The organism is Veillonella caviae (assembly GCF_003992125.1).
In the GTDB taxonomy this organism is placed as follows: domain Bacteria; phylum Bacillota; class Negativicutes; order Veillonellales; family Veillonellaceae; genus Veillonella; species Veillonella caviae.
The window spans coordinates 103,364-119,735 of sequence record NZ_RQUY01000004.1; the positions used below are offsets into that span (position 1 = coordinate 103,364).

General features: G+C 38.4%; 12 protein-coding genes and 1 pseudogene. 6 read left to right on the top strand and 7 right to left on the bottom strand.

Annotated elements, in window-relative coordinates:
• The first annotated feature begins 5 nt into the window (after nucleotides 1-5).
• From EO120_RS02720 to rbsB, 3 genes are read left to right on the top strand one after another with little or no spacing between them, the layout of a single operon-like run.
• Nucleotides 6-1,487 (top strand): sugar ABC transporter ATP-binding protein, encoded by a 1,482-nt coding sequence (locus EO120_RS02720; RefSeq protein WP_127133974.1) that lies wholly within the window; start codon nucleotides 6-8, stop codon nucleotides 1,485-1,487.
• Nucleotides 1,487-2,422 (top strand): ABC transporter permease, encoded by a 936-nt coding sequence (locus EO120_RS02725; protein ID WP_127133975.1) that lies wholly within the window; start codon nucleotides 1,487-1,489, stop codon nucleotides 2,420-2,422. The genes EO120_RS02720 and EO120_RS02725 overlap by 1 nt, the downstream gene beginning before the upstream one ends.
• 9 nt (nucleotides 2,423-2,431) lie before the next feature.
• On the top strand, nucleotides 2,432-3,331 hold the full coding sequence (rbsB, locus tag EO120_RS02730; protein WP_127133976.1) for a ribose ABC transporter substrate-binding protein RbsB: 900 nt from the start codon (nucleotides 2,432-2,434) through the stop codon (nucleotides 3,329-3,331).
• A 144-nt stretch (nucleotides 3,332-3,475) separates the two neighbouring features.
• Here rbsB and EO120_RS02735 read toward each other — a convergent pair whose 3' ends face one another.
• The 6 genes from EO120_RS02735 to EO120_RS02760 all read right to left on the bottom strand — a co-directional run bounded on the left by EO120_RS02735 (nucleotide 3,476) and on the right by EO120_RS02760 (nucleotide 13,410).
• Nucleotides 3,476-4,696, bottom strand: coding sequence for a HipA domain-containing protein (locus tag EO120_RS02735; protein ID WP_127133977.1), 1,221 nt, complete (start codon nucleotides 4,694-4,696; stop codon nucleotides 3,476-3,478).
• Between the two features lie 245 nt (nucleotides 4,697-4,941).
• Entirely contained in the window at nucleotides 4,942-5,424 is a 483-nt protein-coding gene (locus tag EO120_RS02740; RefSeq protein WP_127133978.1) for a GNAT family N-acetyltransferase, read from the bottom strand.
• 232 nt (nucleotides 5,425-5,656) lie between these two features.
• Nucleotides 5,657-7,423: a hypothetical protein gene (locus EO120_RS02745; RefSeq protein WP_127133979.1), complete on the bottom strand. Its 1,767-nt coding sequence runs from the start codon at nucleotides 7,421-7,423 to the stop codon at nucleotides 5,657-5,659.
• 17 nt (nucleotides 7,424-7,440) lie between these two features.
• The gene (locus EO120_RS02750) at nucleotides 7,441-12,156 is read right to left on the bottom strand and encodes an SAV1803-related protein (protein WP_127133980.1); all 4,716 of its coding nucleotides are present in this window, start codon (nucleotides 12,154-12,156) and stop codon (nucleotides 7,441-7,443) included.
• On the bottom strand, nucleotides 12,143-13,177 hold the full coding sequence (locus EO120_RS02755) for a hypothetical protein (protein WP_206512460.1): 1,035 nt from the start codon (nucleotides 13,175-13,177) through the stop codon (nucleotides 12,143-12,145). The genes EO120_RS02750 and EO120_RS02755 overlap by 14 nt, the downstream gene beginning before the upstream one ends.
• Nucleotides 13,178-13,182: 5 nt before the next feature.
• Nucleotides 13,183-13,410, bottom strand: coding sequence for a helix-turn-helix domain-containing protein (locus EO120_RS02760; RefSeq protein WP_127133981.1), 228 nt, complete (start codon nucleotides 13,408-13,410; stop codon nucleotides 13,183-13,185).
• A gap of 275 nt (nucleotides 13,411-13,685) precedes the next feature.
• Between EO120_RS02760 and EO120_RS02765 the strand changes: the two genes are divergently transcribed.
• From EO120_RS02765 to EO120_RS09365, 3 genes and pseudogenes are all read left to right on the top strand, one after another.
• Nucleotides 13,686-13,871, top strand: a complete 186-nt coding sequence (locus EO120_RS02765; protein WP_127133982.1) for a hypothetical protein — start codon at nucleotides 13,686-13,688, stop codon at nucleotides 13,869-13,871.
• A gap of 18 nt (nucleotides 13,872-13,889) precedes the next feature.
• Nucleotides 13,890-14,417 carry a hypothetical protein gene (locus EO120_RS02770; RefSeq protein ID WP_127133983.1) on the top strand — a complete coding sequence of 176 codons (528 nt, stop codon included), beginning with the start codon at nucleotides 13,890-13,892 and terminating at the stop codon, nucleotides 14,415-14,417.
• Nucleotides 14,418-14,467: 50 nt separating this feature from the next.
• Nucleotides 14,468-15,571 (top strand): annotated as a pseudogene (locus EO120_RS09365) (recombinase family protein).
• Nucleotides 15,572-15,654: 83 nt separating this feature from the next.
• Here the strand turns inward: EO120_RS09365 and EO120_RS02780 are convergent.
• Nucleotides 15,655-15,909, bottom strand: a complete 255-nt coding sequence (locus EO120_RS02780) for an ATP-binding cassette domain-containing protein (RefSeq protein WP_127133984.1) — start codon at nucleotides 15,907-15,909, stop codon at nucleotides 15,655-15,657.
• Nucleotides 15,910-16,372: the final 463 nt, after the last annotated feature.

Here is a 16,372-nt window from a genome sequence, read left to right on the forward strand (position 1 = left end):
TTAGTATGAAAATTGTTATGTCTGGCATCGCCAAAGCATTTGGTACGAACCAAGTGTTACGGGATGTAAACATTACTCTCAAAGAAGGAGAAGTACATGCCCTCATGGGGGAAAACGGGGCTGGCAAATCAACGTTGATGAATATCCTCACCGGCATTCATAAGGCCGATGCAGGAACTATAAGCATCGACGGTGTGGAGCGAACATTCCCAAACCCTCGTGAAGCGGAATTAAATGGTATCGCCTTTATTCACCAAGAACTGAATATTTGGCCGAACCTTACCTTATTAGAAAATCTCTATTTGATGAGACCTAAGAAAAACCGCTTTGGTCTTATCGATAACAAAGCGATGCTCCAAGAGGCTACCGCTTTTTGTGAAGAATTAGGCATCGAATTGCCACTCACCGCTGAGGCGGGCAGTTGCTCTGTAGGGCAACAACAGATGACGGAAATTCTCCGCATCCTCATGTTAGATGCGAAGGTGGTCATCATGGACGAACCATCAGCAGCCCTTACAGAACGAGAAACAGCGACCTTGTTCAAGATGATGAACAAAATGAAAGCTCGTGGTGTGGCTATCGTATATATTTCCCACCGCATGGAAGAAGTATTCAGTGAATGTGATACTGTAACGGTCATGCGCGATGGTCATACCATCGTTACGAAACCAATTAGCGAAATTTCTATGGACGAAGTAGTGCGTCACATGGTAGGTCGTTCTATTGATGAATTCTATCCAGAACGGACAACGGTTCCTAGTGATGTAGTACTTGATGTACAAGGATTGCAACCAAAAGGCTTTAAGCACGATATTTCTTTCCAACTTCGGAAAGGAGAAATTCTTGGTGTTGCTGGCCTCATGGGAGCAGGTCGTACGGAAATCATGCGCGCTATATTTGGTGTCGATAATCACAATGGTGGATCCATTACGGTGAATGGCAAACCATTAAAATGCAAAAAGCCAGAAGATGCCATCAAGGCAGGCATTGCTTTCATCACAGAAAACAGAAAAAGCGAAGGTCTCATCCTCGATTTTTCCATTGGATCCAATATTACATTGCCGAATTTGGGCGACATTTGCCCATCCCATGTATTGCAAAAAAATAAACTTGAATCCTTTGCTGAAACATTATCTAAAAAATTAGGCGTTAAAACCCAATCCATCCACGAACCAGCGTCTTCCCTATCCGGCGGTAACCAACAAAAGGTGGTTATTGCAAAATGGGTAGGCAAAAAGCCGTCCATCATCATCATGGACGAACCAACCCGTGGCATCGATATTGGCGCAAAACGCGATATTTATGATTTAATGAATGAATTAACTGACGATGGCGTGTCCATCATCATGGTGTCATCAGAATTACCGGAAGTGCTCGGCATGAGTGACCGCGTTATGGTCATCCAAGAAGGTCGCGTAGCAGGAATCCTAAACCGCGACGAAGCAACACCGGAATCGATTATGACATTAGCAACAGGAGGACAGTAATGGACAGCAAAGCCATGCAATATGTAAAAAAATTAGGCCCTCTCATCGGCCTCATCGCTTTATTTATTATTATTTCTGTCATGAATGACAGTTTCCTTGAATTATCTAACTTGCGCAATCTATTACGGCAAGTATCTATCAATGCTATTATCGCCTTTGGTATGACTTTCGTCATCCTTACAGGGGGCATCGATTTATCTGTAGGATCCATCCTCGCCCTATCTAGTGCGATAATGGCCCAACTCATCATAACAGGCACTAATCCTGAATTAGCTATACTCCTCGCTGCTGGTGCAGGTCTCTTACTGGGTGGTATCAACGGTCTAGTTATAACCTACGGCCGTGTAGCACCATTCATTGCTACTTTGGCGACGATGACCATCTATCGCGGTGCAACCCTTGTATTCACTGATGGCAATCCTATTTCCGGACTCACCCAAGACCCTATATTCCACGCCTTTGGTCAAGGGGATATCGGCGGTTTACCAATTCCAGCCATTACCATGTTTCTCGCATTCATCATCCTTTGGTTCGTCTTGAGCCGTACCTCTTTAGGCCGCAAAACTTACGCCGTAGGGGGCAGTGAAAAAGTGAGTTACATTGCAGGTATTAAAATTGACCGTGTGAAAGTATTCGTATATGCTCTCACCGGTATGCTCTGTGGTATTGCAGGGGCCATCATCACTTCTCGTCTTAACTCAGCACAACCAACGGCAGGCACTGGTTATGAACTAGATGCTATCGCAGCCGTTGTTCTCGGCGGCACCAGTCTCGCTGGTGGCCGTGGCCATATTGTAGGCACCCTAATCGGCGCCCTTATCATCGGTACCCTCAACAATGGGTTAAATATCCTCGACGTATCCAGTTTCTATCAACAAGTCGTAAAAGGGATTGTTATTTTATTAGCTGTTCTTGCAGACCGTAAGAAAGCTTAGGAGGTTTTCATGAAAAAAATATTCTTACTATTAGCGATGGCCCTCATGGTCATTGGCCTTGTGGCTGGTTGTGGTAAAAGCTCCGATAGCGGTGACAAAAAATCTGGCACTATCGGCTTCTCCGTATCTACCCAAAATAATCCATTCTTCGTATCCTTGAAAAACGGTATCGAAGAAGAAGCGAAAGCATTGGGATTAAAAGTTAAAATCGTTGATGCTCAAAATGATCCAGCAAAACAAGCAAATGATATTTCTGACTTACTTGAAAGCGGCGTATCCCTATTGATTATCAACCCTGTTGATTCCGCAGCTATCTCCACATCTGTAGAAATGGCAAACAACAAAAACATTCCTGTTATCACTGTTGACCGCTCTGCAGATAAAGGCAAAGTCGTAGCTCACATCGCTTCTGACAACGTAAAAGGCGGCGAAATGGCAGCACAACTCATCATTGATAAAGTAGGCAATGGTGCTAAAGTAGGCGAATTAGAAGGTATCCCTGGCGCTTCCGCTACTCGTGAACGCGGTCAAGGTTTCCACAATGTAGCTGACAAAGCGTTAACAGTAGCATCTAAACAAAGTGCTGATTTCGACCGTACAAAAGGTCTTAATGTAGCATCCAATATGTTACAAGCTAACCCTGACATCCAAGCAATCTTCGCTCATAATGACGAAATGGCTTTAGGTGCTATTCAAGCAGCTAAATCAGCTGGCAAAAACGTATTCATCGTAGGCTTCGATGGCACAGCAGATGCTGAAAAAGCAGTACAAGACGGCACCCTCGCAGCTACCATCGCACAACAACCTGAATTAATGGGCAAAATCGCTGTTGATACAGCGGCTAAAGTTGTGAAAGGTGAAACTGTAGAAGCAAAAATTCCAGTAGAACTAAAAGTAGTAACAAAATAATTTCATAGAAACTGGGTAAAGTTTGGTCCCCACTATGAGAGGCAATTCCACAATATGCGCATTCGCGCTCCATGAAAGGAATTGCCTCCTCACAGTGGGGACCTTTCGCTTCTGCATTTGTTCCAATTGAAATTATTTTGTTACTTATATAGCAAAGTTGATGTGTTTTTCGTTCAATAGTTCAATGAAATATAGCGCTCTTTGTTGAATATGTTGCTCTAATGCATCGAGTTTTGTATCTGTTATGAGTTCTGATGAAATGCGATGGAATGTAAAATGTAACAGTCTTTGTAACATAGCTCTATGTGAATCGTGTAAATAGAGTTTCGCTTGTGTATCAAAATCTAATCCCCAAAAGCTACGACCGATTAAAGGATGAATTTCTCTATATCGATTTTGACTATTTTTCGTATTTATAGAAACAACTTCAAAAAATTCTTCATCTGTCAGATTATATAGTAATGAATTCCCATGATCAAATAATGGTGCAGCACCGAGAATGGTATTACTTTCATTATGAACAAGAACGCCAAAATTATTGAGATGACGGTCGGTGTTGTAAATGAGTGCATCAAAGACCATCATATTAGCAAATTCACGAATCCCATACAAACTAGCAATATCATATTGCTTTTCATATAGTATCAACTCATCGCGGGTCATATCAGAATCGATTAACCCCGATAAAGGCAAATAGCCGATACTTTCAGAAGTAAAGAGAGGACACGCGCAAACCTGCTGACCATGAAATTCAGCCATTTTATAAGGCACACGCGGAATTCCCATAACATCTGCAATTTGACTAGCGTACACCTCGATGAGCGACTCAAGACCTCCATTAGCATAACGCGGGGTTGCACCTTTATATAGGAAAATCTCACTTCCCTCCCGATGCCAACATTTCTTAAGCATCCCATTCGTCGTAAACTCTGGCGTCGTCACAATACCTTTGATATGACTTTGCTCACCAGTGAAAGCAATACTTGCCACTACATCGCTGAAAGGATTATCATATAAATTAATATTTGCCCAACTAATACACTCCGTCGCAGGACGAACCCAGTACGTATCATTCAAAGATAATCCATACGTAATATCTAAATAACGAAACGGATTATCCGTATCTGCAATGGCATCTAACAATGTATTTACATATGCACGATTATTAGGAATTTTTCGTTCTAGCAACCAAGACCGAAGCCCTTTCTCTGTAGGAATCAATGTAAGTGGTAACAACTCATCATCTAAAATTGTAATATCAGACAAAACAATACGAACCAATTTTGCTAAATTTACGACCTCCTCGAACCGATTCATCCGAAACCGCAACACATCTATATCCCGCGACATCAATACATACTCCATGGCAAACCTCCTTTCCCCTCACACGAACACCTAACATATATCCTCATTATACCACCACACCTCAAAATTTAGAGAACGAACTTGCCATACGTTTACACACCACTATCACTACATCAAAAGTATTATAAAAAGACCCAAAGAGGAAAATGTATTATAAGAATCCCCCTATCTGGGCATTTAGATTTCTTTCATGGAGCGCGAATGCGCGTATTGTGAAATATAAATGCCCAGATAGGGGGTTCATACTACAATGCTTTTTTAAAGAAGATAGTGGTGTGTAATTTACCGGCAAAACGTTCCCGATCGAATTCCTCAAACCCAAAGCTTTCATACATCTTAGGCAACCATGGATGTTCCGCTGCGGTTCCCAATGTTACATACGGTGTTTTGTACACATTGCGAAGTAAATCTTCTATAAGGCCTAGCATTTCTCGAGCATAGCCTTTTCCTTTATGTTCTGGAGCCGTTACGAAATGAGCAATATGTGGATACACATCTGGTGTAGAGTGGCGCACCCACGGCATGCGGAGAGTAATAGAGCTAACCAAGGCGCCATCTACAAACAATCCATATACAGGATATGTTTCTACCCACTCCTCTGATTCTTGTAAAGTAAAATTCGTCGCATCAAAGGAAATGGGATAATCCTTATTGGCTGCATAGCCTGCAATCAATACATCATGATATTCGCTTACATCCGCACTTGTTAATTGTCTAAATTCTTTCATTCACTCCAGCCTTTCTTTATATCGAAAATTTTCGCCAAACATATTGAGTATTTATTATACTATAAAGGACTGCCCGTAGAGAAGTTCGCTTGGGGATTAAATGAAAATTACAATTTTTGAGCGACGCCTTCAAATGGGAACAAACTGAAAACAACCCTACTTGAGTAAAAATACTCTGGTAGAGTTGCCTTTTTTTATTTCTCACTCTCAAGTACCGAAATGGTATGTGAGATTATTTTATAGAATGTTTCCAATAAGCATCATAGCCGACTATTTTAATTTCATCAGATGCATACTCAAGTGAGAATTTATCCAATTTTTCAATAAGACAATTTTTACCGAAAGCAGGATTTTTATCTCTGTTTTTTGCCTCTAAGAAAATAACTTGATTTGTTTTTCTCATTGGGTGAATAATCATGCCATCGAATTCACTTAGTTTCCTTCCTACCGCATCCTTTTGATATACAAGAATACTTGCTGGAATTGTGACTGTCGTATCATTTACTAAATCATTAATAATTTGACTCAACAAAAATTCAACCTCGTGATTCTCATCCTCGTTACCAATTGAAGATTTCAACAATGACTGTAATTCTTTTATTCTTATATTTTTTCCTCGTGTGCAAACAACACATATATCTCTATTTATGGTTGGTTTAATCACAACCGGATTCTCATCAAATAAATAAAACAAGAAAAATTTGACTGCCAAAAGAAACCTTGAATCGTAAGGCAAAATATTAGAAATTCTACGAAGATAATTAACAGTACACTTTAATGTTTTATAAGCAGCATATCTCTTTGTATTAGCATTACAAGTTCTCTTTATAGAGACAAGAATGGTTTGCTCTCCAGAATGTCTATCATAATAGCCAACACGAGTATTATTGATGCTTTCTAACTCTGATAATAAGGCTTCTGATATCCTCCTTTGCTCTGCAGAAAATGTCAATTTCAAAATCTGTGACTGAACATAATCCCTTTTATGAGAGTGTGCTTGATTTAATACACTGGCTTTATTTATAAACAGGTCATTATAATAGCTTACATCAACATAGTCCGGGGTTTTTGTTATCATCGAAACCATTTTTCTTGATATTTTATAATAGCAAATTGCACTTGAATTCTCATTATATACAGTATCATCCAAAAGTTTTCTAATCGAAGCCATTAAATGATTTGAGGACTGATTGTTGTTGTATTCTGATAATAACTCTTTTAACAGTAACAACATTGCTTTTTCATTGCATAAATCGATAGTTAAAGGTGTTTCAGCTATCTGCAAATCATATGCCATATACGAAACCGTTCTTATGTTTCTAAATATAGCAAAAGCGTATTTGAGTTTGCTTTCTTCTGATAACGATTGCTCATTTATATATGAATACAAGATTTCTAATGCAACTGAAATAGCCTGTTTTGATTTGTCGCATTGTTCCAATATCAAAATTGAATTTAGCAAATGAAGTCTTTGATAATTCTTGCTTTCTAAAATTACTTTAGCTGCACATTGATATCGTTCATCTTTACAAGCATTAATGACCACATCACGAAAAGCAATATCTTCTTCAGCTAACATAGTTATTGCACGAGAAGCAGTAAACGTGTTATAAAAATGACCAACATTATATACAATAGTCAATAGCTGAAGAATATCACCCATTGAAGGTTTATTTTTCTTATCAGGGTAAACATAATCATTTCTGAACTCTCTAGAATTGATGTAGTTATTATAGGTGAATCGTAAATCTCCTTGCAGGTGAGTTTTGATTAATTTATGTAGATATAACTGCAACATGACATAATCGAACCTTGTTTTTGCAAGTTTCTTTTTCACCTTTATAACACCTAATTGGGGAATCTCTTTGACACGCTCAATTATTCCAATGTTATCAAGTTCTTCATATAATTCGGTTACATAAGGGTAGAGGTCAATCTCTACCCTTAAATTGTGTTTTCTTGTTTTCAGTTTCGGAAGGAGATCATACTTGATTTCCATAGAAAATCACCCTCCCTTTACTCACCATCGTTAAGAGCGTTCATAACTTCCTTAACAACTTTACCGTCCCAACCGACACAAAGCATATCCTTTGTGATAATGGCTTTATAGATTGGATTACTTTCAATTACATTCCAAAGGTAACGGAGTATGGCAATATAATCATCAAAGTTATCCTTAACCTTTTTAGCTACTGTCTTACGCCAGTCATCTGTAAATTCCTTACCTGCGTAGATATCATTCAAATCCTTGCAAATAAAGTTGATAGCACCACCGATTCCCGGTAATTGATTTTCATTAGCCTGTGTATTAGGATTTTCAGCAATCTTAACATGAAGGAGCAAGTGCTCTAGTAGGTTGCAGTATACAAGTCTGTTTGCTTTCTGATAATCAAACGGATTTGCGGCAGCAAATTTATCGTTTGAAAGCATAATAGCTTTATCCTCGTCAATGTGGTGACAGTATAAACCTTCACTTGTACGAGTAACCTGTGGGTTCTTGGTTGTGCAGTTAGTATCTTTGAAGTAGTTGTGTTTTGCTACACCATACTTCTTCAAGAAATATTTAACTGTGTCTGTATAAGAGGTCTTTAATAAACTTTCATATATAGAAGGCGTATCCTTTGCTTTTACAACTGATTCAATATAGGCAATTTCACTGTCTGACAAACCTACAAGCTTATATAACTGTTTATTAAGGTCTTTGCTGAAATCAAGTATGCCGTTATCGTCAGTATAATCAAGAATATCTGGTACCTTCTTTCCAAGAGAGGTAAGGGATTCATCTGTCATAAGGAACATGAAGCGAATCAACACAGTTCTACAATAGTTAAAGAAGTTTTGTGCTTCTTTCTCTGTTTTAAATGAACCAAGAGCAACTCTTGAACGTCCGAAAGAAGAATGATTATCAATTATCTCAATCTGATTATCTCGCTTCTGACCTCCGGCGTTGGCACTGGATACAACTACCTGCCATTCATCAATGTATTGCTGATTTGTTTCAATAACATCCCTATCAGCAATATACCAGGTAGAACGACCTGCTTTGCCAGCCTTATCATTTGTAAACAACTTTATTTCTCTGGTAAGGTCTATTTCCGACTCTGGTGTAAGCAATTTAACTTTAGTCGGATTGTTTTCAACGTAATTACTTTCTATACTGAATAGATCTCTTGGAAAGACTCTATCATGAATGAAATCAATTTCTTTTTTCATAACAAAGTCTACTACCTTTTTAACTACTGAACCGTCTTGTGGATTTAATGAAATCAATTCCTCGCCCGGAGATTCCATTGTGATTGTTATAGTTTCACCGTTTTTGTGATAAACATAATCAAACTGTGGTGTCGTTTTCTTTTTGTTTTTATAAACAATCGTAATTCCATCAGCAATTGCAACATCTTTGAAAATATCATTTGCATCTGCATAGAAATCAAGTTTTTCAAGATGAACATCATTAATTTGATTTAATCCAAACTGACTCATACCAACACCTTTTCCAAAACGATGAATCCATCTAGCACCCGGGTATATTAATGAGGTTGCACCCGATGACAACTCATCAGCTCCAATTTGAAAGAAATGGAATATATTCTTTCTTGGTGCCTGTCCATTAGTTGAAGATTGTTGTGTAGCAGTTTCTTCTTGATATGGTGGATTTCCGACTACCGCATCAAATTTCATTTCTTTCACATCCTTTTTCCAGTAGGAACCTTTCAAAACTCGTTTCTTGAACTGTTCCGGTTTGTTTTTAAGCATATTAACTAAATCATCAAAATAGTGTGCATTAACAATAGCATCACTGTAACCACAAAGCGTTCTTCTTGTGATTGATTTAGCCATTGGTGTTTTACAGATTACAAATACATTATTCTGAATGGTTTCATTCCAGAACAACTGGCATTCTTCAGGCTCCCAGTCATCATCACTCATACCTTTCATTTTCTGCTTGTATGAACTGTAGGCAACATATAACGGATAAAGACCTGTCTTTGAATTGATTTCAAGAATGTGGGCATCTTCACCGAAAACAGTGTATGTCACTTCACCTCTGTCAACGAAACGAGGCTCTTCAAGACGATGCTTTTCTTCCTGTGTGTCATCTTCAAATTTTTCATTGAAGAAGCACCAACCACCGATAGTATCGGACATATGCATATTTACTACACGCCAAGGAGTAAGAACGGTTTCCTTGTCAGGATTCTTGAAATGACGGAAGATTTCAGCAATCTGAATTACACGTCTTGTAGGTGTTTCTCTGTCTGCTGACGCAGCAAGCTTTCTGATTCGCTTTCCGGCAGCAATGAATACATCACGATCATAGTACTTTGTAAACTCTGTGAATATCTGTTTTGTTACACCTGCAGGCATGAACTCCTTCCAAGATTCTTCATCGACAATGTCAACAAAACGGTCAATGTCGATATCTTCTTCAATAGGAACATCAGCACCATAAATCATAAGTGGCATACGGATAGAAATACCACGAAGAATATCGATAGCCTTTTTACGTGCTTCTTTAGCCTGTTTCTTTTTCTGACGCTCTGCGATTTCTTCAGATGTCAGTGTGTCAGGGGTTGCAGGTGGTTCAGGGTCATCAATATGCTCAACCTGTTCGTCAGTTAAGCCCTGACCATTAACCACAACTTCTTTCTTTTTCTTTGATGCCTTTGAAGCACCGATAATATCTTTAAGTTCATTGAATTTTGATGCATCAATTTCATCAAGCTTCAGCAAATCGTCATTGTAAAGTGATTCATCCTCAAAACCACTGTTTACTGCTCGTTCTGCATAAATCTGCTTAATCTGTTCCATCATTGATTCAACGCTATATTTTCTAGTCTTTGAACCTGAGATAGAAATAACAGGACAGTAATTTAAGAATTCGGTCATAGCCTCACGGCGTTTCTTTTGACTCTTTCCCGGCTTGCGTGATAAATGAACCGTTTCAGTAAGAACCTTTAATGTTCTGTCCGGGGCAAAATCAAATACATAGCAGTCAGTTTTCTGCTTTCCTTCGATTGTCCCTGCTGATTGTACACGGAAAATAGTCTGCATATACTGTGCAGCAGCAGTAGAATAAGACCCTGAAAGCATTAAAACTGCAGTCCATTCCTTCACTGTTACACCTGTTGTTAACTTACCACATGATAGGGTAATGGAATATTTGTTATTTTTTATAGTATTACGAACAAGGTCAAGTGCGTCCTTGGAATGCTCTTCTTCGTATTTATCACCTTCACCTGCTACATTGGCAATTCCGAAATTCTTGAATACAGGATGATTGCGTAATAGTTCACTAAGTGCCTTCGCTTCTTTTACGCCCGGAACCATCCAAAGAGTATGACGAAACATATCTCTGTATTCCTGTGTTGAAAATGGATAACCACTTTCTGAATCTTCCTTTACCATCATATCCAAGAAAGCAATAACATCATTCTCATGAACAAACTTACCTTCAACAGCACCTTTAGGTAAATCACGTTTGCTATTTGGACCCTTGTACCATACACGGAAGAATTCACGGAAATTGAAGGCCTTTGTATCATATTCATCGGAAAGATACTTCTTAAGCTTTTCACCTAAGTCATAAGTGAAAATATGCATCTTAGGAAGGTCAGCGTATGGATTGTGGTCACCATGATGAGTTAAATCCCATTCTGTTTTTTTCTTCTGCTCCATAACGTAATCCCATGTATATACGTTATCTTTGCTGAACTGATTCAAAAGATTAAATGGTGTACCTGATAATGCAAGAACCTTTGTATGGTCTTTACGTAATGTCTTGATAACGTTGTCACCAAGTTCAGTCTGTGTACCTTCATGAGCCTCATCAATTACAATTAAATCCCAGTCAAGGGCAAATACTGCATTATTCTTATTAAAGTTTCCACCGACAATCTGTGAACCTCTCAAGTCCTGAATAGAAGCGAAATACACAAAGAAAGTCCCATCCTTATCAAGCTTGCAAATCTTTAAATCGTTTTCAGAATCTGTCTTTTCATCAAATGTATAAGTAGAATCCTTTGATTTTCTTTCATAATGATAGTCATGTTCAGAATGTCCCGGATAGAAAATCTTCCTAAAATCTTCACTCCAGCCATCATCTACTACTGGACGATGGGTAACGATAATAACTCTGCGATACTGACTACGGCGTATTACTTCTAAAGCAGTTAATGTTTTACCAAAACGCATTTTAGCGTACCAAAGCATCTCGTTATCCTTTTTGAAAGCTTTGAGCGTCTTTTCAACTGCGTCCTTTTGCTCCTCACGAAAATCAATAGGAGTATATGGTGTTTCCTTGACCACAGAACCGGAAGAAATTGAAGATTTGCCTTCCTTCACACACTTGATAGCAGCCTTAACCATATCAAGGTTAGTAGCAAACCATTCTTCACCTGTAGAGCCATTAGGCTGAACCTTGTGAACGCCTGAGTTCATCAATACACTATGTACATCCTTATCTTTGAAAGGAAATGTATAGCCTGAATCCTGCTTGATAGCAAGTTCAGTATATTCAAGTTTATAACTCATACTGGCAGTTTTTGTGTAACTGTCAATTCTCTTTTTAGCAGCCTGATTAAGGTCGTGACAATTAGGTACAAGATTGTTAGGCATTATATCTGTAGTAAGAGTAGCTTCACCAACCTTGAGTAAACCTTTATGTGTTTCATAAGGCATACTGAAAACATATATCAATTTATAACTATGTGTCTGATCAAATCTCTCCATAATTATTTCCCTCCTTGAAAACATCGATAAATGGAATACTTTTGTTCAAATTAGTCCAATCATATATGCGACAATAAATACCATTATGCTTAAATATGTCATTCTTTTCGCATCCCGGACAGGAAACAACTTTTTCTTCCTCTTTATCTTCATCAAGAAAATCAAACAATGTCATCTTATAATCTTGTACTTTTACTTCATGGCAAGAGTATGGAACCACACACTTAAGTCCATCCATCTGCCATATATTCCATGCAATTATGTTTGCAACTCTCTTTAGTATATCAATTGGTGGTTCCTCTTTGAATCGCTCTCTATAATAATCCATGTAATCATACAATAGATTTTCACGAGCAATAAGAACGCTATCACCTTGAAATTCATAACCGAAAACGCTCTTTAATGCACGAAGTGACCACTTTTGCCATTCTTCATCATTATCACAGTTTTCATTAACAATACGCATCTTACGGTCAAACAAACCAATACGCTCATAAATAGGAATTAATTCCCCGGTTGTTGTATCATATCGGCTAATCAGATATGGTGCTTCACCACAAGTGATTTCAAGCCTTTTGGCATCAACATACGCTTTCCACGTTTTCTTTATATCATCGAAAATTATTTTATCAGGTGTTGTAATCCAACTAGTTCCATTAGGAGTATTAAATACATTTGCTCTTCCAAACCAAGCCTCATCAACCTGATTATTCTGCTCATTACAAATCCATGAAGGTGTAAACACCTCGGCTCTTTTTTTGATTCGTTGCTCCTGAACTGCTTTAGACTTTGCTGCTCGTGGTTGAATTACGTTTGAGTAACGCCCGGTAATTAATTCTACTTGAATTTGAGCGTGTTCATCATAGAGTGGTCCATAAGATTCATAATCTTTGGTACACCACATAATATTTCCACGTGTAGTTTTATCTTTTAACAGAAGCTTTAAAAGAGTAGAATTTATACTAGCAATATCGTCTTCTAAGATATCAATTCTCTTTTCAATCTCTGTTCTATTATTCATAACAATTATTTCTCCACCTTAAAATCAAGCCATGCCTCTTCGACACCTGCATAGTCAATATCATTCTTAAGACAGAACTCCTTTATATTTTTCATTGCAATAAGGTTAGGCTTTGCTTTACCGCCTTCCCATCTATTAACAGTAGAAAATGCCACTTGTACTTCTTTGGCAAAATCGTGCTGTGTTAAAAAGCATCTCTGTCTGATTCTTTTAATCTCTTCTGGAAATCCCATATTGCATCTCCTTCTCTTGAATATCTCAAAAATATAGCGTTATTATGCCACATAATTATGAATTTTTCTACATCCTGCAGCTATCTCGTATAGTCGCAGGAGATTTTTTATTTTTTCTTCCTGAAAACGTCCTTTTAATGCATCTTTCAAGGCTAACAGTTAGGAAGGACAGAAATTCTTTCAAATGTATCCGCTCAAAATGTAAAGCTTTCTCCAGTGGGAAAGTGTAAGAACGATATAGCGGGCTGTCCTAAGGAAGGAGGTCATACAGATGTATGGATAAGAAAAACGAAAAACTGAACGTGGAGGTTTTCGATTACACCACAATACCCAAGTTCATGAAAGACCATGGCAGGTTCTGTCTGTGGAAGCTTGTGATGAAACCGGGTAAGACAAAGCCGGACAAAATACCATATCAGCTTAACGGAAAACAAGCCGATGCTACTAATCAACAACATTAGTCATCTTTTGAAGAACCTGTGGAGACATTTGCCAAAGGTGATTATGCAAGTATCGGTATTGGGTGCTTTGAACCATTAAGGCTTGTGGATGTTGATGACTGCGTTGTTAACGGAAAGCTTGATGTAAGAGGTCAGGATATTGTTGATACCCTTGACTCCTATACGGAACTTAGTCCGTCCGAGACTGGTATTCATATCTTTATTCTTGCATATGGATTTGCCTATGACAGTGCACGATACCACATCAATAATCGCAATACCCATGTGGAAGTCTATGCCCCCGATGTCACAGGCAAGTTTCTCACTCTGACAGGAAAAGCAATTCATGGTGCAGATGTCAATGAACGAAGTAAGCAATTGCAGGTGGTTTTGGATAGGTACATGAAAAGACCTGACGGGGATGTTGCTACTCCGATAGTAGTTGCTCCCGGCAGCTTCCTTTCCGATGAAAGTGTCTATGCCAAGGTATCAAAATCAAAGCAGTATTCAAAGCCAAAGGCGAAATCGGAAAGCCTTTATGTACAAATCCGCCTTACGGATATGTAAAAGACTCGGAAGATAAGCTTCACTGGATTATCGAAGAAACTGCAGCCGATGTGGTCAGAAGAATATTCAAGCTTTGTATGGAAGGTTATGGATCAAATCAGATAGCTAATATATTGGAAGAAGACAAGATATTAGTTCCATCTGCACACTACAAATCACTTGGCATCAATTATCCTGCTCCTGTTCCTGAAAATCCATACGCTTGGCAATCAAGAACCGTAGCAGATTTACTTTCACACCAAAAGTATTTAGGACACACTGTAAATTTTAAGACTTACAAGAAATCCTACAAGTCCAAGAATAAATTGTAGAATGCCCCTTCAAATTGGCAGATATTTGAGAATACTCATGAAGCTATTATTGATCAGGAAACCTTTGATATTATTCAGCGAATCCGTGATGGCAGACGCAGACGAACTCCAATGGGTGAAATGCCTATTCTTTCCGGGATGCTATACTGTGCCGATTGCAGTGCAAAACTTTATCAGGTAAGAGCCAAAGGGTGGACGCACGATAAGGAACATCTGGTTTGTGCGACTTATCGCAAAAAGGGAAAACACCTATGTTCATCACATCAGATTCGTAATGTAGTTGTTGAAGAAATCCTGCTTGTCCAGCTTAAAGAAATAACTGCTTACGCAAGAGAGCATGAGGATGAATTCATTGAAATGGTTACAAAATCTTCTGCAAAAACCAAAGAAAAGGAAATCCATGATAGTCGCAAGGAATGTGAACAATCAAAGGCTCGCATTTCAAAATTGGATACTCTTATCGAGAAAATCTATGAAGATAATGTTGAAGGTAAAATCAGTGATGAGCGTTTTATGAAAATGACTACATCATATGAAGCTGAACAAAAACAGCTTGAAGAACGTGTGGTTGAATTACAAAAGAATATTTTACAAATACAAGAAAGGTCTGCCAATATTGATGCATTCCTTAATAAGGTTCATCAGTATACAGACATTCAAGAACTTGATGCAGAAATTATTCGCACCTTTATTAGTTGAATCAATGTATATGCTACCGAAAAGGTAGAAGGAAAAAGAAGGCAACGTATACAGATTATTTATAACTGCATAGGTGAGTTTCAACCGCCAAAACACAAAAAACGGCATAGCCGATATGATTATCAACTATACCGATATTTTTAGAGATTATGAAATCCCTAGTCGAAGACACTTTTCGACAGTCCTTTTTGTTATCATTTGTTATGTAAAAAGTTAACTTATACATTCTACATACTATAAACGCTATACACTATTGAGAATTTCCTTGTTAGATGCTTTTTTAAGTCTACGGATATATCGTTTAACTGCATATGTCCAGCATCGGCTTTTTCAAGGAAGTTTAAGGTTCTAAGGAATGTGGTTTTACCGCTCCCCGATGGACCTAAGATAACCGTAACAGATCCGGTAGGTACCGTTAAATCTATGCCTTTTAGAATCTCCCGATTCCCAAAGGATTTATGTACATTTTTAATTTCTATCATTATCTATACCTCGCATGTATGCACAGTGCACGCTTTCACCAACGGAATATACCTAGTATTTGTGAAAGCTTTCATCACCAACATATTAAACTGCATTCCCTCGTTTATATTTGCTAGCATATTGTTCCAAGCGGTGAAAGACAAATTCAAAAGCAATCCCCATAGCCCAGAACATACACGCTACGACAATATAGGCTTCAAAGTATTGGGAATTTTCCTCTGTGTACAGTTTGGCAGCCCCAAAGATTTCAATTACCGTAATAACAAATACAATAATATTCGTAATCTGTTTGATTCGTTACAAGAGCCGCTAAGTGTTGTGATTCCCCCTGTTGAGTGTTGCGATTACCCCTATTGAATGGTGCGATTCCCCCTGCCAACGGGGCAAAATCAGAACCACCCGTAAAACGGGTGGTTTGCTCACGGGCTATAAGCCCGTAATGCTAGGCCAGCGTCTAAAGGC